Raw genomic sequence first — 24,521 nt, 5'->3', positions numbered from 1 at the left:
GGACTGCAGTTTTATGCGGTATTAATCCGCCTTTCGGCGGGCTATCCCCCAGATTCGGGTAGGTTGGCTACGCGTTACGCACCCGTGCGCCACTATTGTTATTGCTAACAACCGTTCGACTTGCATGTATTAGGCCTGCCGCTAGCGTTCATCCTGAGCCAAGATCAAACTCTCCATTGTAAAATATCCTACACCACGGCGAACCGTGGCTGATGTCGAGTGCTAATCCGACCCGTGTTAACGAGTTCGTGTCGTCGTTCTACGCTTGTATTTTCCGCTCCCCGCATCGCTGCAGGAAGCCCTTACTATTTGTCTTTTCCAATCATTCAAAGAACGTGTGTCTCACCCAGTTGGTGTGACAATGCGACTAACGAATCAGCCAGTTTTACTTTTTCAAATCCCTTTCTTGCGATTGGGAGTGCAAAGGTAACTCAATTTATTTAATTTTCAAGCATCAGGCGAAAAAAAATAATTCTTTTTCTTTTTTGCTTTTCAAATCTTTCCGCTTCCTGTCGAAGCGGGGTGCAAAGGTAAGGCGCTTTTTTCGGCTTTCACAAGACTTTTTGAAATTAATTTCTGAGCCTCTATTAAGCGAGCACGGGATTCAACAATGGAGTTGCACCGTGAAGGTCTTCCTTGTTTCAACTTCTGGTGAAGCAGCTGCTTTTCCAGAACCCGTAGTCCGTTTGACTGTTTGGGACTGCAAAAGTAGTGGGATAATCTGGGTCTGCAATGGCTGAGGCAAACCTTTTGGTTTAGGCATGAGGCGTAATTGCCGGGATTGAGCAATGGGGTTTTAGGTATCAGCGACTTAGCGCTAGATAAATTATTGGGAAATATTATCGGATATGCTCTGCGGCTAAGAATTCGGTGAGATTGGGGCGATAATGTCGGGGGCGATGGGCCTCGTAGTGCTGTATTTGGCGGCCTAATTGGGCGAGAAAGGGCTGACCGATGCTTTGGTACTCGTAGGTGCCGTCGTTGACGATGCCGTTTTTGTTGACGTAGAGGACGGCGCTGAGCATGAATTCGGACTGGTGGAGGGAGTCGGCGAAGTAGGCAACATCAGCGAGGTAGCCGTGGGACATGCCTACTATATTATAGATGCGCAGGGAAGATTGATGGCGCGTTTCGGGACGGCGGCCATAATAGAGGTACTTTTTGTAGGCGTCGAAGTATTGGGCAGCGGTATAGGAACTGAAGCCAGACTGGTGCGGGGTGGCATGGAGGTAGTAGCGCAAGAAGCTGTAATCGGAGGAAGTTAGGTTGGGGCGTTGGGTGGCGGGGATTGAAGTGGGGAAAAGGATGCCTTGCAGTAAGGTGGTGATATTAGCCAGGGGAAGGTGGTTGGCGGTGGTGAAATTGTAGGGTTCGGGGATTATTTGGCCGTCGGCTTGATGGGCGCGGCCCTGCAGTACGCGGCCGAGGGGGCTGGCATAGGGCACGGAGTTGAATTTGGCGGGTTCCTTATATAGGATGGTGCCCTGGGGGGTGTGGAAGCTGATGGGGTTGGTGTGACGGTTGGCGGTGGTGTCGCAGGGGGCGAAGCGGCGGGTGATGCGGGCGTTGGGGTGGCCGAGCTGGGCGAGGCGGGTATTGAGGGGCCGCTGACCCAGAAATTCGTAGAGTCGGTTGTAGGCAATATTGTCGCTGACCAAGAGCATGCGCTTGATGTAGTTGCCGACGGTAGCGGTGCGGTCGGAATCGGCGGGGGCGGCAAAGGGAACGGGGGTTTGGCAGCGGTAGGCCGTGCCGGTGGCCATGATGGTGCGGCGCGTGACGCCGGGCTGGTTCAGGTTGTTCAGCTTCTCGAGGGCAAGAATGGCGACGGGGAGCTTGACCAGGCTGGCAGGGTTGAAGTATTGGCGCGGATTGAGGTGGTAGGTGTGGGGAGTGAAGATGGGGCGGTTTTGGGCATCGCGGTCTATTTGGGTGTAGATGAGTTGAAGCTCGTATTGGGGGTTAGTGGCAACTTTTGTTAATAGCGCGTTTGTGTGGATGAGGGAATCCAGGATTGGGGAGTCTTCTGGTGCTAACCTTCTTTCCCGGCCCCTGTCGGGAATGGGCGCCCTCCCAAAAAGAGTGGGTGCCAAATGACTTGTTGCGGCCAAGGTTGCCAGGGTGGTTATGGTTAATAAAAAGGCTACTCCTATTATATAGTATAGGGTGGGACGGGATTGGGGGGACGTTTTCATAAGATATTGAAATAGAAAGGGCCGTGATGTTGCCACCACGGCCCTGTGGGGCTGCTTTTATGCCAGGATTAATCGGCCAGGGAAACCAGGCGGCGAGCCAGGAGAAGATTAGAGTCGGTTTGGCGCCAGTTGTAGCCGGTACCGAACGGCAGGGGCTTGGGTTTGCGGAGGGTGTCGCGGTAGGCGGCGGTGAGCTCGGGTTGGTAGTGTTTGGCGAAGAGGTTGATGGGGCGTTTGTAGGTGCCGTAGTGGTTGAACTGCCAGGCGCCCTGCTGGAAGTATTTCATGGCAATGCCGGAATCGTCTTGCAGAATGTAGCGGCTGCGGCGAAGGACGAGGCGGCGAATTTGGTTGAAATACGCTTTGTGCATCAAATAGGTCGCGGATTTGATGTAGGTGGTGAGCGGGCCCAAGTTGCGCACGAACTCCAAGGGCGCGCTATTGGCTTTCAGCTTCCAGTCGCTGAGGTCGGCGGAAAAATAGTAGACGGTTTTGGCTTGGCCATCGGGGCCGCGGAGTTTCATTTCGACTCCGGAGACTATTTTGGAGTTCTTGGCTTTGGTGGTATCGGTGGGAGCATCCTGCAACTGGCCGTTTGCATCGAGCTGCACGGGGCGAATGGCGGTGATTTGGTTGCCGGTGCGGGCAGCAAAAAGCATCATCAGCGGAAGGGCACCATCCAGCTCGACGGATTTGAGGTCGACGGCCATGTCGTTGGTGCGGAAAAAGCTGAAATTGAGCACGGACCAGAGCGAGGCTTTGACGGCGGGAAACAGCTTGGGATTTTCGAGGGAGGAGCGAGCGGGCACGCTGCCTACGGGTTCGAGCCCCATCAACACATAGGTTTGGCTGGTGGGGAACATCGTGAACACGTTCAGGAAATCGGGGCCGCTGAAAGGATAGAAGATGGTGGGGCTGCTGGCGTGCACAGAATCCAGTTCGGTGCTGGCCCACTTGGTCATGCTGGCGGTGTGCGTGGCGCGGTATTTATCCCAGCTTTTGTCCTGGTCCTGGGCGAAAGCCTGCCAAATGGGTTGGGCCGCAAGGTGGGTGAGGCGGCTTTGCGAGCTGGGCTGCTGGCCGCCGAGGAACAGGGCCACATCCTGGGCGTAGGTAGTATCGGGGGCGGCGAGGCGGTTGGGGCGCGAGATGGCAGCAGCAGGTTGAGGAACTGCGAACGTGGTGGAGTCCATGGCATCGGCCGTGGTGGCCATGCTTTCTTCTTTGGGAGAAGAGGCGGTATCCGTTTTGGTAGTCGTCTCAGAACAGGCAGAGAGCAAAAAGAAAACGGCCGGCAGGAGCCGAAACGCAGCGGTACGGAAATGCATTCTATAAAAGAAGTGATTAAAGCGGCAAGTTACGGGGGTGTCGTTCTGGCATTCAACCGCTGCCCCATCTGGGTGGCGCCGCTCTCCACAAGCAAGGGAGCCAAGCACGGTTTTTATTGGTCGCTATCAGTGATGGGGAAAGCTTTCAGGCGCGCGGTGAGCAAATAAATCAACCCGCCAACAGCCAGTGTGCCCAACCCATAAAGTGACTCAATGGGCTTTTCAGTCAGAATGAAAGCCAGCGTCCAGCCGCTAAGGCCGAGGAAAATAAGTGGGGTAAACGGGTAGCCCCAGGCGCGATAGGGCCGCAGTAGATTGGGCTGGCGCCAGCGCAGCACAAAAAGTCCGAGCACGGTGAGGAAAGTAAACAAGTTCAGCACGAAGCCGGCGTAGACCAGCACGCCTTGGAAACTTGGCTTCAGAATAAAGGCCAGGGTGATGACAGTTTGCAGAGCCAGGGCGCGGACGGGGATGCCGGCGCGGCTTTTGGGGGCCAAGAAGCGCAGGGCGGGGATGTCCTCCCCCATGGTCTGAACGATGCGGGGACCAGCAAATACCATGGAGCTGATGGTAGAAACGAGCAAAGCCGCAATAACGCCCCCCATGAGCCGCCCGCCGAGAGGCCCAAACAACGACGTGGCCGCCACGAAACCAACTTCCAATTGCCCCTTCAACTCCCCCAAAGGCGTGGAACGCAGAAACACATAATTGAGCCCTACATATAATAGGAGTACCACCGCGGTGCCGGCCAGCAGGATGCGCGAGAGGTTGCGCCTGGGATTCTCAATTTCGCCGGTGACGTACACGGCAGCGTTCCAACCGGAATAGGCGTAGCTGACATACACCAAGGAAACTGCAAACGCCGGACTGAGCAAGGCCCGCCAGCTAGCAGTATCAGGCGCGAAGCTGAGCGGCTGCCCCTCCCCCATCATCGTGCCGGCCCCGATGAAAACAACCAGGACCACTACCTTGAGGGCGGTGATGATGACCTGTAGCCGACTGCCCGCGCGGGTGCTGGTGCCATGCACCAGGGTGAGCACTAGCACCACCGTTATTGAAAGCCACTGCGGCTGCAAGTCTGGCCATACGCTTTTGGCATAGGTGCCCAGCGCCAGCGCTGCCAGCGCCGTGGGGGCCGCAAAGCCAACGGTGGCCGAAACCCACCCGGACAAGAAACCCAGCGCGGGGTGGTAAATCTGGCTCAGGTAATGGTATTCGCCCCCTGAGCGGGGCATGGCGGCGGCCAGCTCGCCGTAGCACACGGCCCCGCAGAGGGCAATGAGACCGCCCACCAGCCACAACATCAGCAGCGCAAAGCCGCTTTGAATGCCCAACACCTGAAACCCAAGGCTGGTGAACACGCCCGTGCCCACCATGTTGGCGATGACGATGGCCACGCCGGTGAGAAAAGTGATTTTGTAGGGCGTGCGGATAAGCTCAGGCATGAGCGCAAAGATGCGAACGAGTTACCAGCCTACTCGGCTATGCTACCGCTTTCGGCTTTTTGTAGAGCGGCACCGTACTGCACGGCTCGCCATACATGATGCTGCTAGCCACGGGCAGCAGCTTTTGCATAATGGCCACGTAGGCGAAGGTGGGCACGGGCACGTTGCCGCAGCCTTTCACCACTACCTTGGCATCGCGGTACTCTTCAATGTCAATTGAGGCAATGGCTTCTTCGAAGAGGGACTGCTCAAGGGCATCGAGGTTGCCGAAAACGTAGCGGTGAGCGTGATTCTGGAGTTTGGTGGCGAGCAGCATGTAGGCCCAGGTGGGCACAATGGCATCGGCAGAGCAGATGATGGCCACGTTTTTAGTGTTGTACTGCGTCCATTCGTTGGTTTTCACGAACTCGCGGAAGTCCTTTTCGCGCAGCATGAGGCCGTGGAAGAGGTTGTCCTTTATATCGTACTCCACCCGCTCGCCGGGGTGGATGAGTTCTTCCAGGTTGAGGGTAACAAGGCCACTATTGGCGACGCGGTTGACGAAGAGGGGTTCCATAAGGGTATTTGTTACAATATAGAGCGGCGTGCCGAGCGCAGCCGGGGCATCTCGCTCGCATCGTTGGATGATTGAATTACTATGGCACGCGAGACGCCTCGGCTCGCTCGGCATGACGTGCCTTCACTTCGCTTTCGGCGTGGTAGTGTACACTTCTTTCAGATAGAACGGCTCGTAGTAGGCCACATCCTGAAATTCCTGCCGGTGAAATGCAGCTACGGCCAATTGCCCTACCGCAATGGCGGAAGGCTCGATTCCCGTCAGGAAACCAGCATTGGCCGGCTCCCCCAGCAGTGATTGGAATTTGGCCGCACCGTTCCCAAAGAACAACACAGAATGTTGGGCCAATTGTTCGGCCAGCGTATCAGCCTCCAGCACTAGCGGCGTGGGCGCTACCACTTCCTGGCCTTCATGGGTGTAAACGGCGGCGTACACTTCCATGCGCCGGGCGTCGAGCATGGGGCAAAACAGGAATTTTTTGGGCCGGGCAGTACCGGTCATCACTTGGGCGGCCAGCGCTTTGAGCGTGCTCACGGCCACCAGCGGAACATCCAGCGCGAAGCACAGGCCCTTGGCGGAAGCGGCCCCAATGCGCAGGCCGGTGTAAGAGCCGGGCCCGTCGCTCACGGCTACGGCGGCAAGGTCGGAGAGCTGGTGGCCGGTGTTGGCCAGCAGCTGCTCAATCAATATGGTGAGGTGGGTGGAATGCGACTTATCGAGCCGCAGCTCGGATTGACCGACTAATGAGCCATCGGCAATGCGGTGCAGGGCCACCGAGCAGACGGGAGAGGAAGTTTCGAGGGAGATGAGGAGCGTTTGCATGGAGCAGGCAAATTTACGGCGGCTGGATTTGGCCGTGCCTGCTTTACCAGTTTTTCCGTCACCTATCTACTTGCTTCCGCTGAGTAAATCAAGAATGCGGTCAATTTTCGCATCTGTTATCTCAATCTTGGAATTGACAGCCTCAAGGGAGGAACTTACCATTTCAATCCTAGAGCCGACAGCTTCAAGAGAGGAACCGATAGTCTCGACTTTAGCGTCAGCAGCAATTTGCCTTTCCTTTACCGTTTCCAGTTCTTTCAGCACGAATTGAATGTTGTCGCTCTGCTGAGTTACCAAATTAATCAGTTGTTTCAACTGCGCCGTGTGGCGGTCAGCTACTGCCAGCGTCTGAGAAACGAGCGGTTCGAGTTGGTCGAGGCGCTGGTCGGCGGTCATGGATGAAAATCTAGTTTGCGTCGGAAATTAACGGCAGTTTGCTGCCGCACCAAGGGCAAAAGCTGATGCTTATAAACGATGAACCACCATCGTGAATTATCAGCCCATAAGTCCCGTTGTTAACGGATTGGTGAACGAGGGTATCAGGACAATGGAATGGGTCTGGATGCGTTTCGCAACTATGGGTAACTTGCGAAACCATCTGCTCACAACAGTATGTGGGGTTAGATGAACTGGGCATATCAGGGTTTACTTACTTCGTCCCGGCCGACTTGCGGGCGCTGGCGGCTTGGCCCGTGGGCTTCAGCAGCGCAGCATAACGGTTTGGGTCGTTCAGCACGGCCACGGCGGCGAGAATGTTCGGGTCGTCGTCGAAGCCGGCTTCGGTGCGGCCCTTCTCGAAGTAGTAGCGCGACACGATTTCCTGCTCCAGCAACTCCTTGATTTCGGGTTTGAAGCGCTGCAGGTCGTTGGCCTTGTTCACGGTAATTTTCTTGCGGACGGCATCCATCTCCTGCTTCACGTCGTCGTAGTGCTTGTCGTCCTTCACCTTTTTGGTTAGGTCGGCCAACGCTTTTTCGGTATCGGTGCTGTAGCTGATGTTTTTGCCCTGCAGGAAGCCCACGAATTTCTGGTAATCCACGTCGCTGAGCTTGAAAGCTCGGGCAACGGGGATGGTGGTGTGCTCGGCCCGGTAGCGGGTGGCGTAGTCGAACAGGTAACTTTTCTGCAGCAGGACGCGGGTGATGTCCGCGATTTCGCGGTCCTGCACCTCAATATCGGGAGCCACGCCGCCGCCGTCGTACACGGTGCGGCCGGCGGTGGTTTTGAACGCGGTGCGCAGCGAATCGGGGAATTTACCCAGCGTGCCATCGTCGCTGCGGTGGGCATAGTCAATTTCCTGAATGCAGCGGCCGCTGGGAATGTAGTATTTGGCAGTGGTCACCTTCAACTGCGAGTTATAGCTGAGGGGGCGCGTGGCCTGCACCAAGCCCTTGCCAAAAGTGCGCTCGCCCACCACCACAGCGCGGTCGTAGTCCTGCAACACACCCGATACGATTTCCGAGGCCGAAGCCGACCGGTTGCTCGTAATGATGGCCACCGGAATGTCGGTATCTAGCGGCTGGTCGAGGGCTTTGTAAGTTTTGTTCCACTCCGTCACCTTGCCTTTGGTGCTCACCACGTCGAGGCCTTTATCAATGAATAGGTTGGAGATGTTAACCGCCTCGTTGAGCAAGCCGCCGGGGTTGTCGCGAATGTCGAATACGATTTTCTTGGCGCCCTGCTCCTTGAGCTTAATGACAGCGGCGCGCACTTCGCGGCCCGCGTCAACGGTGAAGCCGCCAAGCTGGAAATAGCCCACATCGCCGGAAATCATGCCGATATAGGGCACATTATCCACCTGGATTTTGTCGCGGGTGATGTCAATTTGCACCGGCTTGTCCTGGCCGTAGCGCGTCACCAGCAACTTTACCACGGAGTTGGCCTGCCCCTTGAGGAGCTTGCTGATGTCGGAATTCGACTTCTTCTCCACCAACACGCCGTTGATGTCGAGAATTTCGTCGCCAGGCAGCAGACCGGCTTTCTGGGCCGGGTAGCCTTCGTAAGCGGATTGGACCACGGTTTTGCCGTTGCGTTTTACCACCGAGGCCCCAATGCCACCGTACTGGCCGGTGGTCATGGTGCGGAAGTCTTCGATATCGTCTTCCGGAATGTAGTTGGTGTAGGGGTCGAGCGAGCGCAACATAGCGTCGATGCCCGTTTTCACGAGTTTACCAGGCGTTACCTCGTCTACGTAATAGGTGTTGACTTCCTTAAACAGCGTGGCAAAAATGTCCAGGTTCTTCGCGATTTCGAAGTAACGTTCGCTATCAGAAGCAGCCCGGAAGGAAACCAAACCCAGCGTGCTCAAGGCCAGGGCAGCAAATAGCTTTTTTTGGATAGTCATAGAATACGAGTAGCAAGTCGGCGAATCTACGGGGCTGGCGGCGGGGCAGATGTTACCGCCGGGGTGCCTATCAAACGTTGGATAGCAGAAATTAATTTTTTTTCCACCAAAGCCAGTGGACTTTTTTCCTTACCCGTGAAGATAATACCAAGAAGAGCGACTTGATGCCCGGCAGGTTGCTCCGCCAACCGATATTTATTGAGCCGATACGCTTCCCGAATGAGCCGCTTGAGCCGGTTGCGGTCGACGGCCCGCTTGAACGTGCGCTTGCTCACGCTGATGAGTACCTGCGGCGGGGCCGTGGTGGGCGCCGCACTTTTTATCCAGACGATACGCAGGGGATAAACGCCAAAAGAGGAACCCTGCTTCCCAAAAAGCTCTTCGATGAGCTTCTTGCGGCACAGGTGTTCCTCTTTCGGGAAGGTATAGCGGCGCGTGAGCGGCGCAGTCCCGGTAGCCTCATGAGACCCCTCCGGGGCCGGCCCCTTCTCCGGGGGAGAAGGGGAGCCAGGTGATTGGGGGTCTTGCATTTTCAGCGCTTAGCTAACAGCCATTAGCAGTGGCTAACAGCTAAATTTCTAGCGCTTGTGCTTGCCTTCGTCGGATACGGTGAGGCGCTTGCGGCCTTTGGCGCGGCGACGGGCCAGCACGTTACGGCCATTGGCGGATTCCATGCGGAGGCGGAAGCCGTGCTTGTTAACACGCTTGCGCTTCGAAGGCTGATAGGTACGTTTCATCTTATGTGTAGTTTCAAGTTGGGCCGGCAAAGGTACGGATTCCGTTTGGAAAAGGCAAGGGCTTTGTGCGGTAAGCTTTAGCTTGCCGTATTGCGTACTAAATCCGACACCATTCGCATCATCTTCACCTTTTGACGGCAAGCCAAAGCTCACCGCATCCTTATGATTCACTACCGTATTTCTTACGCGAACCCCCTCACGTTTTACCTTCAGGTGGAGCTGACGCTGGACGTGGCGGCGGAGGCCCCGGCTCCGCTGGAGCTGCAGCTGCCGGCGTGGCGGCCAGGCCGCTACGAGCTGCAAAACTTTGCACAGAAGATTCAGAAGGTGGAAGTGGCCAATGCCGCCACCAACCAGCCCCTCCCCTTCCGCAAGGTCACCAAGGACCGGTGGGAGGTGACAAATGCAGCCGGCTGCACGGTACGGGTGCGCTACAACTTCTACGCTCACCAGATGGATGCGGGCGGCTCTTGGCTCGACGCGTCGCAGCTGTACCTGAACCCGGTGCAGGCACTGATGTATGCGGCCGGGCGCGAGCAGGAAGCGTGCGAGCTAACCATAACGGTGCCCGAAGGCTGGCAGCTTGCCTGCGGGCTGCCCCAAACCAGCCCGAACGTGCTGGCGGCCCAGAATTTCGACCACTTGGCCGATTCGCCCCTCATTGCCAGCCCGACGCTGGTGCACGAGCAGTACGAGGCGGGCGGGCTGCCCTTCCATGTGTGGGTGCAGGGCGAATCGGACGTTAACTGGCCGCGCCTGCTGGCCGATTTCCGGGCATTTTCGGAGGAGCAGCTGGCGCTGTTCGGTGGCTTCCCGGTGGCAGATTACCACTTCCTGAACCAGTTTCTGCCCTACAAGCACTACCACGGCGTGGAGCACGTCAATTCCACCGTGATTACGCTGGGGCCGGCCGAGCTGATAATGAGCGAGGGCCTGTACAAGGAATTGCTGGGCGTGAGCTGCCACGAGTTGTTTCATACCTGGAACATCAAGAGCATCCGGCCCGCCGAGATGCAGCCCTACGACTACAGCCGCGAGAATTACTTCCGCACCTGCTTCATTGCCGAAGGCATCACCACCTACTACGGCGAATACCTGCTGGCCCGGTGCCACGTGCACACGCCGGCGCAGTATTTTGAGGAGCTGAATACGGTGCTGCGCAAGCACTTCGATGATGCGGGCGGCGAAAACCTGTCGCTGGCCGATGCCAGCATGGACCTCTGGCTGGACGGCTACAAGCCCGGCGCGCCCGACCGCAAGGTGAGCGTGTACCACAAGGGCGCGCTGGTAGCCATGCTACTTGACTTGACCATTCGGCAGCTTTCCAATCACGTCCGTAGCCTCGACGATGTGATGCGGCGGCTGTACGAGGAATTCGGCAAAACCGGCATTGGCTACACCGAGAACGATTACGTGCGCATTGTGAACGAAGTGGCCGGGCGCAACATGCAGGCCTATTTCGATAAGTTCATCTATGGCACCGCGCCGGTGCTGGAACCCCTCGACAAGGTGCTGCACACCGTGGGCTGCCAGCTGCTGGTGGGGGAGAATGCCTCGGCTTCAGAAGGAGTTTTTGGCTTCCGGACAGTGGTGAAGAATGAGCGGACGGAAGTGACCAACATCTGGCCCAATTCGCCTGCCGCTGCCGCTCTCACGGTGGATGACGAGGTAGTGGCCGTGAACGGCCGCCGCGTCGACATGAACCTACAAACCCTGCTCAGCAGCGGCGCAGCAAGCTATGAGCTGAGCGTGTTCCGTCAAAACCGACTTCTGGCGGTGACGCTGACCGCCACGCCGGGCAACCGGTTCGGGCAGCGCTACGCCGTAGACAAGCTGGAAATAGCCGACGATGCGCAGCAACGTGGGTTTCAGCAGTGGCTGGGTTGGGATTTTTGATTCCGCCGACGAGCGAAGCGCTTAATCCAACCACCAGCAAAAGGCCCCGCCGGACGAATCCGGCGGGGCCTTTTGCTGGTGTAGCGCTGGCTACTAATGGTCCTTGCTGTTGTCGGCGCCTTTTTTCATCGGGCCTTTATTCACCGACATCGGCTTGTTGTTTTGGGGGTTGCTGCGAATGTTGTGAACGCCCTCGCCGACGGTGTTGCCATCGGTGGTGTTGCCCTGATGCGACACCTGGTTGTCGTTTGCGTTTTGCACCTGCGTGCTTTTGCCACCGTTTCTCACGGCAGGGTCCACAGGTGGGTTCTGGTTTTCGAGGTTGGCCTCTTCTTGATGCAAGCTCATAGCGGGTGGGGATTAGGTGAAAAGAAAGGTAGCTTATTGGTTTACCCCGTTTTCACCCGAAAAGTTGCGCCCGCCGCCGAAGCCTGCGCAACGCTAGCCCACGCTGGCCACCGCTATGGCAGGCATCACTTTCACCAACTCGGCAAACTGCGCCTCGCGGGCTTCCACCTCCTCGTCGGTGAGGTTGAGCAGGCGCTCGGTGCCAAATTTCTCGACGCAAAACGACGCCATGGCCGAGCCGTGAATGACGGCGCGCTTCATATTCTCAAAGCTGATGTCGTCGGTGGCCGCCAGGTGGCCGATGAAGCCGCCCGCGAAGGTGTCGCCGGCGCCGGTGGGGTCAAACACTTCTTCCAGGGGCAGGGCTGGCGCGTAGAAAATCTTGTTTTTGTGAAATAGCAGCGCACCGTGCTCGCCCTTCTTAATGATGAGGAACTTGGGGCCCATGCCCATTATCTTCTTGGCGGCCTTCACCAGCGAGTACTCGCCCGAAAGCTGGCGGGCTTCTTCGTCGTTGATGCTCAGCACGTCCACCATTTCGATGGTGGCGATGAGTTCTTCCAAAGCAATGTCCATCCAGAAGTTCATGGTGTCCATCACAATCAGCTTGGGCCGGTTTACGAGGCGCTGAATGACGAGGCGCTGCACCTGCGGGGCCAGGTTGCCCAGCATGAGGTACTTGCAGTCCTGGTAGGCGTCGGGGATGATGGGGTCGAAATCGGCCAGCACGTTGAGCTCCGTCACCAGGGTTTCGCGGGAGTTGAGGTCCTGCGAGTACTTGCCCGACCAGAAAAACGACTTCTCGCCTTTCTTCACCTGCAGGCCTTCTACGTCCACGCCGTGCTCTTCGAGCAACAGGATATCGGACTGCGGAAAGTCCTCGCCCACCACGGCCACCAGTTTCACGGGCTTCAGCGAATAGGAAGCCGAGAGGCTGATGAAGGTGGCGGCCCCGCCAATGATTTTGTCGGTTTTGCCGAAGGGCGTTTCGATGGCGTCGAACGCGACGCTGCCGATGACGAGAAGACTCATGTAGCTGAATTGTAGTGGGAGAGAACGGCCGTGTTAAAACGGAATTAAAGCAAGCAACAAAAAAGTCCCCGGATAATTCTCCGGGGACTTAACTTTTTGTGGGTAAATAATGGGGCTCGAACCCACGACCTCCGGAATCACAATCCGGCGCTCTAACCAGCTGAGCTATATCTACCGTGTTGGTTTTGGTGGTGCAAAGATAGCAGGAGAAGCGAGAAATGGCAAAAAAACTTATTAGAGGGCGTTGGCAAGCTGGTAAGGCAGTCATGCTGAGCGTAGCTGACGCATGACTGCCTTTTTCATCACTATTAAGCTTACCGCACAAAAAACCCGACCTTTGCGGCATGGAACCCAACACTGCCCCGTCGTTCAACGATTTCAAGCTCAACAAACAACTCCTATCTGCTGTGGCTGCGGCCGGTTTCACTGACCCCACGCCGGTGCAGGTGCAAACCATCCCGCTACTGTTGGCCGGGCACGACGTGCTGGGCATTGCCCAAACCGGAACCGGCAAGACGGCCGCCTTCGGCCTGCCGCTGCTGATGAAAGTAAAATACGCCCAGGGCACTAATCCCCGGGCGCTGGTGCTGGCCCCTACCCGCGAGCTGGCCATGCAGATAGAGAAGCACCTAAGGGCGCTGGCGGTGAATACCGACTTGCGCATTTTTGCCATCTATGGTGGCCTGGGCCCGAAAACCCAGATTGAAACCATTGCCGAAGGCCTCGATATTCTGGTGGCCACACCGGGCCGGCTGCTGGAAATCTACCTGAAAGGCGCTGTGCGCCTCACCGACCTAAAAACGCTGGTGATGGACGAGGCCGACAAGATGATGGACATGGGCTTTATGCCCCAGATTCGGCGGATTCTGGAGATTATTCCGCGCAAGCGCCAGAACGCCTTGTTCTCGGCCACCATGCCCGAGCGGGTGACCACGCTGAGCGAGGAATTCCTGGAGTTTCCGGTTCGCGTGGAGGTGAGCCCCCCCGCCAAAACGGCCTCTACGGTGTCGCAGGTAATGTACGAGGCGCCCAACCTGCTCACCAAAATCAACCTGCTGCATCACCTGCTGCACCGCGATATTGAGACCATGACACGGGTGCTACTTTTCTGCCGCACCAAGCAGCACGCCGACCAGGTAGCCCATTTCCTGGAGCGCAAAGCCCCCGCCGGCGAAGTACGCGTGATACACGGCAACAAGGGCCAGAACGCGCGCATGAACAGCATGGAATCGTTTAAAGCCGGGGAGGTGCGCTACATGGTGGCGACCGACGTAGCGGCTCGCGGCATTGACGTGCCGCAGGTGACGCACGTTATCAACTTCGATGTGCCGATTGTGCACGATGACTATGTGCACCGCATTGGCCGCACGGGCCGGGCACTGCACACGGGCGCCGCCATTACCTTCGCCAACGAGGCCGAGATGGTGCACATCGGTGAGATTGAGGCGCTCATCAACCAAAAGATTGAGCTATTGCCACTGCCCGAGGAAGTAGTGGTGGAGGAAACTCCTTTTGAGGAGCAGCAGAAGATGGGCCGTGAACTCGACGAGCGCCGCAAAAAACTCGACCCTACCTTCCAGGGTGCTTTCCATGAAAAGAAGGAGTGGATTAAGCCCGGTGTGACGATTGACAAGCGCACCGGCAAGCCCTTCGCCGAAGGCCAGAAGAAGAGTACCAAAGGTTCGAAAGCATTCGTAGGCAAAAAGGGCGGCTCGAATCCCGGCGTGAAGGCACTGAAGCGGCGCGGACGATAGCTGCCCCTAGGGTTTGGAAGATTCGGGGTGACGCTTCTTCTGGTCCTCGTTGATTCTATCCCACGCTTTTTTGGTTATTACTACGAGTCCGCCCTTTTCGCAGCTCCAGGTAGAAACGTAACCTTTAGAAAGAACATAACATTGCTTCCAACTAGGGCACTTCTCATGCAGCATGAGAGTAGCTTTTCCAGAAAAACGTCGGTCCCGTACCAGAAAGATGCTTCTGACCGATAGAGCATTTTACCTTCGGCGACAATCTCTTTGGAAGTTTTTTGTTCCCAAACCTGTAGGCTACACGTCCAGCAAAACAGCAACAGGATAAGTAATTTCGTGATTAGACGGCATAAATCGTCACGGCCGAAACCAGTTGTTTAAAATCAGTTGATAAGGATGACACCATAACCATTCCTTATTCCCTGCTTTTGCACACCTCGGGGGTAATAAAGCGTCTGACTTCCCTCAGCCCAGTGCCAGCCTAATGGCCGAGCCAATGCCCGAACCGCACACTGACAAAGGTCAAGGTGCCGCCCCACAGCACGGCGCTCCAGAGCATGTGCAACAGAATGCGCTGGCGCGGCACGCCCAGTAGCGTGGCAATGACGGTGCCGCCAATGGGCGAGAGCAATATTGGCGTGAGAAAGGCAATGCCGCCCATGCCGAACTTGCGAAACACCTTAATAATGTTGCGCGAGCGTTTGGTGAAGATGGGCGTGCGGCGCAGCCGGCGCTGTTTCTGGCGGTGCTGCATCCAGACGCGGCCAATGCCCGAGAAGATGAACACGCTGGTCATCATGCCGGCCACCGTAAGGCCCATGGTCCACCAAAAACTCAGTCCCAGGGAAGCACCAGCCAGCGGGCCGCCCAAAAACTTGACCGTGCTCAACAAGAACACAGACGCGTATTTAACGGCGAGTTGGAGCACTACTGAACAGGAAAAACAGGCGGTGGGGAAGCAATGACAACGCAGGGTGGGCGCCCGACAAAGATACCCCGGATTGCAGCACTTGGTTTGGCTTGTGCAGCTTGGCATGCGCTGTTCACCCGGCCTGTGTTGTTCAATGGGGCACAAGCTGAAGCGTGTACTACGGGGGATTGCAGCACATGCATCAGCTCGTACTGGGGGCGCTAGAGCTTGCTGCCGAAGGAGAGGTCGCCGGCGTCGCCGAGGCCGGGGATGATGTAGGCTTGCTCGTTCAGGCGCTCGTCGATGGCGGCCACCCAGAGGGTGGCTTCGGGGATTTCGCGGGCCAAGTAGGCCAGGCCTTCGGGCGAGGCGATGACGGCAGCGATGTGCACCTGCCGCGGCGTGCCGAAGCGCAGCATGGCCCGGTAGGTTTGCACCAGGCTTTTGCCCGAGGCCAGCATGGGGTCTACAAGAATGAGCACCCGCTCGTCGAGACTGGGGGCCGAGAGGTAATCGACCTGCACCTGCACCTGGGCCGTGCCCTCGATGCGGTAGGCGGCCACAAAGGCACTGGGACTCTGGTCGAAGTAATTGAGAAAGCCCTGGTGGAACGGCAGGCCGGCCCGCAGCACGGTGGCCAAAACGGGAAAATCGTGCAGCAACTTGCCGGTGGTTTCGGCCATCGGGGTCTGAATGACTTTGTCGGTGTAGCTGAGGTGGGCGCTGATGCGGTAGGCAATGATTTCGCCCAAGCGTTGCAGGTTGCGGCGGAAGCGGAGGCTGTCTTTCTGCACTTCTTTGTCGCGCAGCTCGGCCAGAAAGTGGTTGGCAATGCTGGGCTCGGCGCACACCACGTGCACCTTGGCCATGGGCTCGGCAGCATCGTCGGAGGCAGCCGAGGCGGAAGGAAGTGGGTTTTGGGCCATGCTGCGAAGGAAGAAGAAAGTAAAACCAGGCGAACTACCCGGGCGGGAGCCCCGAAGTTGGCACAAAAACCGAGGGCGGGCAAGAATAGCCCGCGAATTCGTCTTCGTTGCCAGCGGCCCTCTGCAATTGCCGGCCGGGATTCGCTGACGGGGGCACATCCTTCCCAACGGCCTGCTGCGTAGGTTTGTTAAGAAATTGGCGCGTTCGGCCTAAGCCGGGTGGCGCGGCGTCGTTTTATAAGAATTATCCGTCTTTATGCTCAAAGCTCTGCTTTTGTACGGCACCCTGGCCCTGTTGGCTGGTCCGCTGGCTGCTCAAACTGTACCTGCCACTCCCCCAGTGCCTGCCGATGCTGCTAAACCGGAAAAAGGCCCGTGGCTGGTCTTTGACGAACCGCTGGCCGACAAGCCCGTGGCCGAGACGCCGCCGAGCAAAACCACGCAGGGAGCCAATTATGTGCCTCTCGATGCCGACATCTACCGCCTGATTGACCGGTACGCCATCAAGTTTGGGCCCGACGCCTTCAACGACCCTCACACTAGCGTGCGGCCCTACACCCGGGCTGCCGCCGCGCGGCTGGGCGAGCGAATCTTCTCGCCTGACAGCGCCAGCCAGGGCATCACCCTTTCGGCGGCCGACCGGTTCAACGCCGAATACCTGCTAAAGGACAACTGGATGAACAGCGCCCAGGGCGCGGCCCTGAACGAAAGCGCCAAGCCGTTCCTCACCAACTTCTACCGCAACCAAACCGACCTGTTCCACGTGCAGACCGACGGCTTTGCGCTGCGGGTGAACCCGGTGGCGCTGCTGCAAGTGGGCAAGGACAGCGAAACCAGCGACCTGCGCTACGTGAACACCCGCGGGCTGCAGCTGGAGGGTGTCATCGACCAGAAGCTAGGCTTCTATACCTTTCTGGCCGACAACCAGATGGGCGTGCCGCAGTACGTGCAGGACCGGATTCAGCGCGACCAGATAGTGCCGCACGAGGGCTACTGGAAGTATTTTAAGACCGTGGGCGGCAGCCAGTATGACTTTTTTACGGCTCGGGGCGGCATTACCTACGCCGCCACCAAGCACATCAACCTGCAGCTGGCCCACGACCGGAATTTTATCGGCAACGGCTACCGCTCGCTCATTCTATCGGACTACAGCGCGCCGTATTTCTTCCTGAAAGCCAACACCCGGGTCTGGAAATTTAACTACCAGAATCTGTTTGCCGAGCTGACCGCGGAGCGGAAAAACGAGGACCAGGTGTACCCCAAGAAGTACATGGCCCTGCACCACCTCAGCTTTGATGTGACGCCGAACCTGAACATTGGCGTGTTTGAGAGTGCCATACTGGGTGGCCGCAACGCCGAGCCGGACAGCGTGGTAGCCGGCGGCAAGATTGTGCCCGGGCGCCGGGGCCGCGGCTTCGAACTGCAGTACCTGAACCCTATTATTTTTTACCGGGCGGTGGAGCAGAATGTGGGCTCGGCCGACAACGCTATTCTGGGCGTGGATTTTAAGTGGAACGTCTTCCGCACTGCGCAGCTCTACGGACAGCTGGTACTGGACGAGTTCAAGATTAGCGAAATACGGGCGGGCAACGGCTGGTGGGCCAACAAGCAGGCGTTTCAGCTGGGTGGCAAGTACATTGATGTGGCTGGCCTGCGCAACCTGGACCTGCAGGTGGAGTTCAACTACATCCGGCCCTTCACTTACCAGCACGCCGACATCTACACCAACTACCAGCACTACCAACAGCCGCTGGCGCACCCCATGGGCGCCAACGTGGCCGAAATTCTGGGCGTGCTCAGCTACCAGCCCCTACCCCGCCTCATGGTGGTGGGCAAGGCCTTTTACTCGCACCAGGGCCGGGACCTCACCCCTGCCGATGTAGACGGGCAGAACTTTGGCGGCAACGTGCTCAAGTCGTACAACACCCGGGTGAGGGACTTCGACAACCGTGTGGGCCAGGGCAACAAAAGCCGCCTGCTGCACGCCGATTTTACGGCCACGTACCAGCCGCGCCTCAATCTGTTCGTTGACGCCAAAGTCATTGCCCGCAACCAGACCTATACCCTCACGCCCGAGCAGGACGGCAACCAAGTGTTCGCCTCGCTGGCACTGCGCTGGAACATCGCGCAGCGCCTTCACGAATTTTAAACAACCAAGCAGAAGTCTCCGCAGCTAAAAGGCCGTCATGCTGAGCGGAGCCGAAGCATTTCTACCGCCATAGTAAATGAATTACTTGCGTAGTAGAAATGCTTCGGCTCCGCTCAGCATGACGTTTTAATGGGAGACGTTTGCTTCTGCACGACTCCTTAAGACCCGCCTTTTTTAGCCGGTGATGCGCAGCGTGTTGCCGGTTTGCACCAGGGTGTAGACTCGCAGTGGAGACGAAGCTGGGCCGTTGAGCGCAGCGCCGCTGGTGCTAAACCGAGACCCGTGATTGGGGCAGAAGAAGTTGTTGGGCCCGGTCTGAAACTCCACCGTGGTGCCCTGATGGGTGCAGGCGGCGGCCAGCGCCACGTAGCTTCCCCCTGCGGTTTTGGCTACAATTACACTGTTACCAGCCCCGTACACGTAGCCAAAGGCCGGGTCGTTGAGACGGGCGTTGGCCGGTGCAGCCAAATCAACGGTAAAGTCGATGGAGCCGGGAGCGGGGGCCGGACTTGAACCCGGGCCGGGCTGGGGGTTGTCGGATTTACTGCTGCAACCGCCCAGGCAACCGCTTACCAGTAGCGTGGCACCGAAGCCAAATAGGTGTAGAAATTCGTCGCGTTTCATACTATTACAAGGTTTTAACAGCGTGAGTGCCGCGCCTGTGCCCACCTACGTAGTAAAGCCCGGCTCGGGTTTGCCGGCGGGCGCATGTGGGCAGGAGCGTAGCTTTGCAGCCCGCATGAAAACTTACCTTCGCATCCTGCAGTACGCCCGGCCGTTGGCCAGCTTCCTGCCGCAGTACCTGGCGTGTACGCTGCTGGCCATTTTTTTTGGCCTGGCCAACTTCACGCTCATCATTCCGCTGCTGAAGGTACTGTTTGACAAAACGGACACGGTACCGCTGCAGGCTCCCGACCAGCTCCCAGCCTTTCAAATGAGCCTGGACTGGATAAAGGACACCTTCAACTTCTACTTTGCCGACGTGCTGGCGGCGCAGGGCAAAATGGGCGCGCTGGCTTTCGTGTGCGTCATTGTGGTGGTATCGGTGCTCTTGAGCAACGTGTTTCGCTACCTCAGCCTGCGGTTGCTGGCCCAGGTGCGGGCCCGCGTTATCCGCAACCTGCGCCGGGCGCTCTACTACCGCATTGTGGAGCTGCAGCTGCAATACTTTGCCGGCGAGCGCAAGGGCGACCTGATGTCGCGCTTCACGAGCGACGTGCAGGAGGTGGAAACATCGGTGGTGAACACGCTCACCGCCGTGATTCAGGAGCCGCTCAAAATCATCGCCTTTTTTGGGCTGCTGTTCTACATCTCGCTGCCGCTCACGCTGTTTACGCTGATTTTGCTGCCGCTTTCGGGGGGCATCATTGCCACGGTGGCCAAGCGGCTGCGGCGGCAGGCCCAGGTGAGCCAAACCACGCTGGGCTCCATGATGTCGGTGATTGACGAGACCCTGGGCGGCATCCGGGTTATCAAGGCATTCAATGCCCAGGCCTACATCAAAGGCAAGTTTGAGGAGCAAAACGACCAGTATGCGCGCACTTCCCGCCGCATCGACAACACCCGCGACCTGGCCTCGCCCTTCTCCGAGTTCGCGGGCGTGGCAGTGGTGGCGGGGCTGCTTTACTTTGGCGGCACCCTGATTCTGGGCGGAGAATCTACCCTGACCGGCGAAACGTTTATTGGCTACGTGGTGCTGTTTTCGCAGGTGCTCACGCCGGCCAAGGCCCTGTCCTCGTCGTTTGGCAACATCCAGCGCGGGCTGGTGGCCGGCGAGCGGGTGCTGGGCATCATCGATACCGAACCTACCGTGCGCGACCAGCCCGGTGCCCAGGTGCTCCCGCCATTCGAGCGCGAAATTGAGATGCGCAACCTGCAATTCAGCTACGGCGACACGCCCGTGCTTCACGACATTAGCCTGACCATTCGCAAGGGCAGCACGGTGGCGCTGGTGGGCGGCAGTGGCGGCGGCAAAAGCACCCTGGCCGACCTGCTGCCCCGTTTCTACGACCCCACGGGCGGCCAGTTGCTCATCGACGGGCACGACCTACGCGCCTGCACGCTGCACTCCGTGCGCGACCAGATGGGCATCGTGACGCAGGAAAGCATCTTATTCAACGACACCATTTTTAACAACATCCGCTTTAATACCGAAGCCACCGAGGCCGAAGTCATTGAGGCCGCCAAAATTGCTAACGCCCACGAATTCATTGAGGCCAGCCCCGAGGGCTACCACACGGTGATTGGCGACCGGGGCTCGCGGCTATCGGGCGGGCAGCGGCAGCGGCTGAGCATCGCCCGCGCCATTCTGCGCAACCCGCCGATTTTGATTCTGGACGAAGCCACGTCGGCCCTCGATACCGAGAGCGAAAAGCTGGTGCAGGAGGCCCTGCAGCGCCTGATGCAAAACCGCACCTCCCTCGTGATTGCCCACCGCCTGAGCACCGTGCAGCACGCCGATGAGATTGTGGTGCTGCAGCATGGCCGCATCGTGGAGCGCGGCACCCACCAGGAGCTGGTGCAGCGCGAGGGTGGAGCCTACCAGCGGCTGAGCTCCCTGCAAACCAATGCTGCGCTGGCGTAGTTGCTGCTCCAACGCGCCGGCCCACGTTGGGCGGGGCACTTTCCTATTCAATTCTCTCCGCCCATGCTTGGCAAAAACCGTTTTCGCTGGTTTCTTTATTTCCTGGTAGCCATTGTGTTGGCGAAACTAGCCTATAACCTGGGGTACCGCTATGCTTCGCGCAGACTGAACCCAACTACGGAAACGGCGCCGCCACCTACTCAGGCCAACCGGCAGGCGCAGGGGCTGCGGGGCGTCACCATCGACCCCGCCGACTCGGTAGAAGCGGCCCGGATGGCCGCGCCTGTCAATTAGCTCGTTTAATAAGCGCTATTTTGCGGCTGTTTCCCGCAGGGTCGCTTTCCGCGGCCTTCTCTCTTTCACCTTAGCCTTTCTTCACCATGCTCGCCCTCAAACGCATTGTTACCGTTGCCGTAATGGTTTACCTGTTGCTGGCGCTCTTGTTCATCCTTGTTCCAGCCGTGCGCACATCCGTGATGGGCATGGGCTCGGGCTTGTCGGCCCTGGAGCAGGAACGGCATTTTTACTATACCCTGTTCGTCATCGGGGCCGTGATTCTCGCCCTGCACCTTGTTACCGAAAACCTGGACAGCGTGATACTGCGCCGCTCCGTGGCGCAGTACGAAAACCGCATCAACGAGCTCAAGGCCAAACTATATGACCAGCAGCAGCGCGGCCCGGCTCCGGCCGTAGCCCACACCGGCCGCACCATTGACGGCCGTACCCTGGATGCGCCCGCCGCCCTGGATGCACCTGCCACCCTGACACAAAGCCAGGCCGCCGGCACCGTGAGCACTACCGAGCACCGCACCAGCGACCACCTCCCCCAGCCCATTTTCCCGCAGAGCGACCCCAGCCTGACCAACACCCCGCCAGCCGAACGGCCACCGCTGTAGCTCGCCCGGCCCCTCGCTCCTGCTCTTCCCGCCCCTGAATACCCCTCAGTGCCCGACCACGCCCACCTGCTTCCCGACCTCATCCGCGCCGAGCTGGCCGAAGCCCGCAACGTGCTCGACCAGTTTCTGGCTGACCCCGCCAACCTGGCCCGCATTGCCGAAGCGGCGGAGCTGTTTGCCCAGAGCCTGCGCAACGGCGGCAAGGTCCTCACCTGCGGCAACGGCGGCAGCCTCTGCGACGCCCAGCACTTTGCCGAGGAGCTAAGCGGCCGCTACCGCCAGGACCGCCGCGCCCTGGCTGCCCTCGCTCTCACCGACGCCTCGCACATGACCTGTGTGGCCAATGATTTCGGCTTTGAATTCGTATTCAGCCGCTTCGTGCAGGCGCTGGGCCGGCCCGGCGACGTGCTGCTGGCCATCAGCACCAGCGGCAATTCGCCTAACATTCTCCGCGCCGCCGAGGCCGCTAAGGAGGCCGGCATGCGCGTCGTTTCCCTCACCGGCAAAGACGGCGGGCAGCTGGCAGGCCTCAGCGATGTGGAAATTCGGGTGCCGCACTTCGGCTATGCCGACCGGATTCAGGAAGTTCACATCAAGGTGATTCACATTCTGATTTTACTGATTGAGAAGCTGGTGCTGTAGCTTGTGCCGCGAAGCATCTGTTTCGTGTTTCAGTCGCGCTTCGATTACTATTTCACTACCCTCTACCATCCACATGCTTACCAAAACCTTCGGCTCAGCCGTGCAGGGCGTCAACGCCTACACCATCACCATAGAAGTAGTGGTGACCGCCGGGACGAATTTCTTTGTGGTGGGCCTGCCGGATAATGCCATTAAGGAGAGCCAGCAGCGCATCGAGGCGGCGCTGAAGCTGCGCGGCTACCGCATGCCGCGCACCAAAGTGGTGGTGAACATGGCCCCGGCCGATATCCGCAAGGAAGGCGCGGCGTATGATTTGCCCATCGCGCTGGGCATTCTGCACGCCTCGCAGCAGCTGAATACGGAGCGGCTGGGGGAGTATGTAATTATGGGTGAAATGTCGCTCGATGGCGACCTGCGGCCCATTCGCGGGGTACTGCCCATTGCCATTCAGGCCCGCAAGGAAGGCTTCAAGGGCATTATTCTACCCAGGGAGAACGCCGAGGAAGCCGCCATTGTGAACAACCTCGACGTGATAGCCGTGGGGAGCATGCAGGAGGCCATCGATTTCTTTGAGGGCCGACTGGAAATTGCGCCCACGGTGGTGGACACACGTGAGCTGTTCCAGCACGCGGTGAACAAGTACACCGCCGACTTTGCCGACGTGCAGGGCCAGGAAAACATTAAGCGGGCGCTGGAAATAGCGGCGGCCGGCGGCCACAACGTCATCATGATAGGCCCGCCCGGCGCGGGCAAGACCATGCTGGCCAAGCGCCTGCCCAGCATATTACCGCCCCTGAGCATGCAGGAAGCGCTGGAAACCACCAAAATCCACTCCGTAGCGGGCAAGCTAGCGGGCGGCGGGCTGCTGAGCTCGCGCCCGTTCCGGGCCCCGCACCACACTATTTCGGACGTGGCCCTGGTGGGCGGCGGCAGCAACCCGCAGCCGGGCGAAATCTCGCTCTCGCACAACGGGGTGCTGTTTTTGGATGAGCTGCCAGAGTTTAAGCGGACGGTGCTGGAGGTGATGCGCCAGCCGCTGGAGGAGCGCCGCGTGACCATTGCGCGGGCCAAGCTCAGCATTGAGTTTCCGGCCAACTTCATGCTGATAGCCAGCATGAATCCCTGCCCCTGCGGCTACTACAACCACCCCGAAAAGGAATGCGTGTGCGGCCCCGGCGTGGTGCAGAAGTACCTAAACAAGGTATCGGGCCCACTACTCGACCGCATAGACCTGCACGTGGAAGTAACGCCCGTGACCTTCGACCAGATGACCGAAACGCGCAAGGCCGAAACCAGCGCCGACATCCAGCCCCGGGTAGACAAGGCCCGTCAGGTGCAGGAAACGCGGTTTCGGGAGTACGCCGACATTCATTCCAACGCCATGATGCCGCCGCAGATGGTGAAGGACCTGTGCCAAATCAGCGAAGAGGGCCGCACGCTGCTGAAAACGGCTATGGAGCGCCTCGGCCTATCGGCCCGCGCCTACGACCGGATTCTGAAAGTAGCCCGCACCATTGCCGATTTGGCCGGCACCGACGACATTCAGATTAATCATTTGGCCGAAGCCATTCAGTACCGCAGCCTCGACCGGGAGGGGTGGGCGGGGTAAATTTCCGTACTTTGTGGCATGCAACAGCTCCCGCTTTCGCTCGATTACATCCGGCAAGTAGTGGCCGAGTACTTCGCCGATAAGCCCGTGAAACGGGTGCAGGTGTTCGGCTCCTATGCGCGGGGCGAGGCCACAGCTGAGTCGGATTTGGACCTGCTGCTGAGTTCGGTACCCGATAGTGGAATGACGCTGAAGCTGTTTAGGAAGTAGCCAGCAGCGCGCAAAACAGAAAAGACTTCCAAAAAAGCGGGAAATTTGAGGTGCGACCCATCTCCTTTCCCTCCCTCATGGAAGTCCTGACCAAAGATATGATTACCCGCTGGATATTGCCCCACCTGCCCGCCCGCACGGGTG

General features: G+C 58.5%; 24 protein-coding genes, 1 tRNA gene and 1 rRNA gene. 9 read left to right on the top strand and 17 right to left on the bottom strand.

Annotation, left to right across the window (positions count from 1 at the left end; genetic code table 11):
* From BEN48_RS11650 to rpmH, 11 genes are all read right to left on the bottom strand, one after another.
* A 16S ribosomal RNA gene (locus BEN48_RS11650) occupies positions 1–180 on the bottom strand; the annotation flags it as partial.
* Positions 181–839: 659 nt separating this feature from the next.
* A complete protein-coding gene (locus BEN48_RS11645; RefSeq protein WP_158010166.1) occupies positions 840–2,093 on the bottom strand; it encodes a serine hydrolase in 1,254 nt (417 codons plus the stop codon).
* A gap of 170 nt (positions 2,094–2,263) precedes the next feature.
* Positions 2,264–3,523 (bottom strand): hypothetical protein, encoded by a 1,260-nt coding sequence (locus BEN48_RS11640; RefSeq protein ID WP_070735075.1) that lies wholly within the window; start codon positions 3,521–3,523, stop codon positions 2,264–2,266.
* Positions 3,524–3,636: 113 nt separating this feature from the next.
* Positions 3,637–4,968: an APC family permease gene (locus BEN48_RS11635; protein ID WP_070735073.1), complete on the bottom strand. Its 1,332-nt coding sequence runs from the start codon at positions 4,966–4,968 to the stop codon at positions 3,637–3,639.
* A gap of 37 nt (positions 4,969–5,005) precedes the next feature.
* A complete protein-coding gene (locus BEN48_RS11630; RefSeq protein WP_070735072.1) occupies positions 5,006–5,524 on the bottom strand; it encodes a DUF2480 family protein in 519 nt (172 codons plus the stop codon).
* A 123-nt stretch (positions 5,525–5,647) separates the two neighbouring features.
* On the bottom strand, positions 5,648–6,346 hold the full coding sequence (gene tsaB, locus BEN48_RS11625; protein ID WP_070735070.1) for a tRNA (adenosine(37)-N6)-threonylcarbamoyltransferase complex dimerization subunit type 1 TsaB: 699 nt from the start codon (positions 6,344–6,346) through the stop codon (positions 5,648–5,650).
* A 66-nt stretch (positions 6,347–6,412) separates the two neighbouring features.
* A complete protein-coding gene (locus BEN48_RS11620) occupies positions 6,413–6,742 on the bottom strand; it encodes a hypothetical protein (RefSeq protein WP_070735067.1) in 330 nt (109 codons plus the stop codon).
* Between the two features lie 10 nt (positions 6,743–6,752).
* On the bottom strand, positions 6,753–6,983 hold the full coding sequence (locus tag BEN48_RS20195) for a DUF6980 family protein (RefSeq protein ID WP_083321008.1): 231 nt from the start codon (positions 6,981–6,983) through the stop codon (positions 6,753–6,755).
* Positions 6,984–6,995: 12 nt separating this feature from the next.
* Positions 6,996–8,690 (bottom strand): S41 family peptidase, encoded by a 1,695-nt coding sequence (locus BEN48_RS11615; protein WP_070735065.1) that lies wholly within the window; start codon positions 8,688–8,690, stop codon positions 6,996–6,998.
* Between the two features lie 26 nt (positions 8,691–8,716).
* Positions 8,717–9,220, bottom strand: coding sequence for a ribonuclease P protein component (locus BEN48_RS18200; RefSeq protein ID WP_083321007.1), 504 nt, complete (start codon positions 9,218–9,220; stop codon positions 8,717–8,719).
* A gap of 48 nt (positions 9,221–9,268) precedes the next feature.
* Positions 9,269–9,427 carry a 50S ribosomal protein L34 gene (gene rpmH, locus BEN48_RS11605; protein WP_035563087.1) on the bottom strand — a complete coding sequence of 53 codons (159 nt, stop codon included), beginning with the start codon at positions 9,425–9,427 and terminating at the stop codon, positions 9,269–9,271.
* Between the two features lie 162 nt (positions 9,428–9,589).
* Here rpmH and BEN48_RS11600 point away from each other — a divergent pair, with 162 nt between their 5' ends.
* Positions 9,590–11,323, top strand: a complete 1,734-nt coding sequence (locus tag BEN48_RS11600) for a M61 family metallopeptidase (RefSeq protein ID WP_070735062.1) — start codon at positions 9,590–9,592, stop codon at positions 11,321–11,323.
* Positions 11,324–11,416: 93 nt separating this feature from the next.
* Here the strand turns inward: BEN48_RS11600 and BEN48_RS11595 are convergent, their stop codons facing one another.
* The 3 genes from BEN48_RS11595 to BEN48_RS11585 form a co-directional block, all read right to left on the bottom strand.
* A complete protein-coding gene (locus tag BEN48_RS11595; protein ID WP_070735060.1) occupies positions 11,417–11,671 on the bottom strand; it encodes a hypothetical protein in 255 nt (84 codons plus the stop codon).
* A 93-nt stretch (positions 11,672–11,764) separates the two neighbouring features.
* Positions 11,765–12,703, bottom strand: a complete 939-nt coding sequence (locus tag BEN48_RS11590) for a PfkB family carbohydrate kinase (protein ID WP_070735058.1) — start codon at positions 12,701–12,703, stop codon at positions 11,765–11,767.
* A 101-nt stretch (positions 12,704–12,804) separates the two neighbouring features.
* Positions 12,805–12,878 (bottom strand) — tRNA-His (locus BEN48_RS11585).
* A gap of 169 nt (positions 12,879–13,047) precedes the next feature.
* Between BEN48_RS11585 and BEN48_RS11580 the strand changes: the two genes are divergently transcribed.
* Positions 13,048–14,457 (top strand): DEAD/DEAH box helicase, encoded by a 1,410-nt coding sequence (locus BEN48_RS11580; protein WP_070735056.1) that lies wholly within the window; start codon positions 13,048–13,050, stop codon positions 14,455–14,457.
* A 475-nt stretch (positions 14,458–14,932) separates the two neighbouring features.
* Here BEN48_RS11580 and BEN48_RS11575 read toward each other — a convergent pair whose 3' ends face one another.
* Entirely contained in the window at positions 14,933–15,379 is a 447-nt protein-coding gene (locus tag BEN48_RS11575; RefSeq protein ID WP_070735054.1) for a hypothetical protein, read from the bottom strand.
* A 203-nt stretch (positions 15,380–15,582) separates the two neighbouring features.
* Positions 15,583–16,287: a uracil phosphoribosyltransferase gene (gene upp, locus BEN48_RS11570; protein ID WP_083321006.1), complete on the bottom strand. Its 705-nt coding sequence runs from the start codon at positions 16,285–16,287 to the stop codon at positions 15,583–15,585.
* Between the two features lie 256 nt (positions 16,288–16,543).
* On the opposite strand from upp, the gene BEN48_RS11565 reads away from it, so the two are divergent.
* A complete protein-coding gene (locus tag BEN48_RS11565) occupies positions 16,544–18,436 on the top strand; it encodes a capsule assembly Wzi family protein (RefSeq protein ID WP_094122955.1) in 1,893 nt (630 codons plus the stop codon).
* Positions 18,437–18,610: 174 nt separating this feature from the next.
* Here BEN48_RS11565 and BEN48_RS11560 read toward each other — a convergent pair whose 3' ends face one another.
* Positions 18,611–19,060 carry a QcrA and Rieske domain-containing protein gene (locus BEN48_RS11560; protein ID WP_070735052.1) on the bottom strand — a complete coding sequence of 150 codons (450 nt, stop codon included), beginning with the start codon at positions 19,058–19,060 and terminating at the stop codon, positions 18,611–18,613.
* Between the two features lie 115 nt (positions 19,061–19,175).
* On the opposite strand from BEN48_RS11560, the gene BEN48_RS11555 reads away from it, so the two are divergent.
* From BEN48_RS11555 to BEN48_RS11530, 6 genes are all read left to right on the top strand, one after another.
* Complete coding sequence (locus BEN48_RS11555) at positions 19,176–21,020, top strand: ABC transporter ATP-binding protein (protein WP_070735050.1); 1,845 nt, start codon at positions 19,176–19,178, stop codon at positions 21,018–21,020.
* Between the two features lie 63 nt (positions 21,021–21,083).
* The gene (locus tag BEN48_RS11550) at positions 21,084–21,314 is read left to right on the top strand and encodes a hypothetical protein (RefSeq protein WP_070735048.1); all 231 of its coding nucleotides are present in this window, start codon (positions 21,084–21,086) and stop codon (positions 21,312–21,314) included.
* An 86-nt stretch (positions 21,315–21,400) separates the two neighbouring features.
* Complete coding sequence (locus BEN48_RS11545; RefSeq protein WP_070735046.1) at positions 21,401–21,916, top strand: hypothetical protein; 516 nt, start codon at positions 21,401–21,403, stop codon at positions 21,914–21,916.
* A 48-nt stretch (positions 21,917–21,964) separates the two neighbouring features.
* Positions 21,965–22,558 carry a D-sedoheptulose 7-phosphate isomerase gene (gene lpcA, locus BEN48_RS11540; RefSeq protein ID WP_241502257.1) on the top strand — a complete coding sequence of 198 codons (594 nt, stop codon included), beginning with the start codon at positions 21,965–21,967 and terminating at the stop codon, positions 22,556–22,558.
* Between the two features lie 73 nt (positions 22,559–22,631).
* Positions 22,632–24,167, top strand: coding sequence for a YifB family Mg chelatase-like AAA ATPase (locus BEN48_RS11535; RefSeq protein WP_070735044.1), 1,536 nt, complete (start codon positions 22,632–22,634; stop codon positions 24,165–24,167).
* A gap of 18 nt (positions 24,168–24,185) precedes the next feature.
* Positions 24,186–24,377 carry a nucleotidyltransferase family protein gene (locus BEN48_RS11530; RefSeq protein ID WP_070735042.1) on the top strand — a complete coding sequence of 64 codons (192 nt, stop codon included), beginning with the start codon at positions 24,186–24,188 and terminating at the stop codon, positions 24,375–24,377.
* The last annotated feature ends 144 nt before the right edge of the window (positions 24,378–24,521 follow it).

The organism is Hymenobacter glacialis (genome assembly GCF_001816165.1).
In the GTDB taxonomy this organism is placed as follows: Bacteria; Bacteroidota; Bacteroidia; order Cytophagales; family Hymenobacteraceae; genus Hymenobacter; species Hymenobacter glacialis.
Note: the sequence above shows the minus strand (reverse complement) of the source record. Positions and strands in the feature narration are given on the sequence as shown.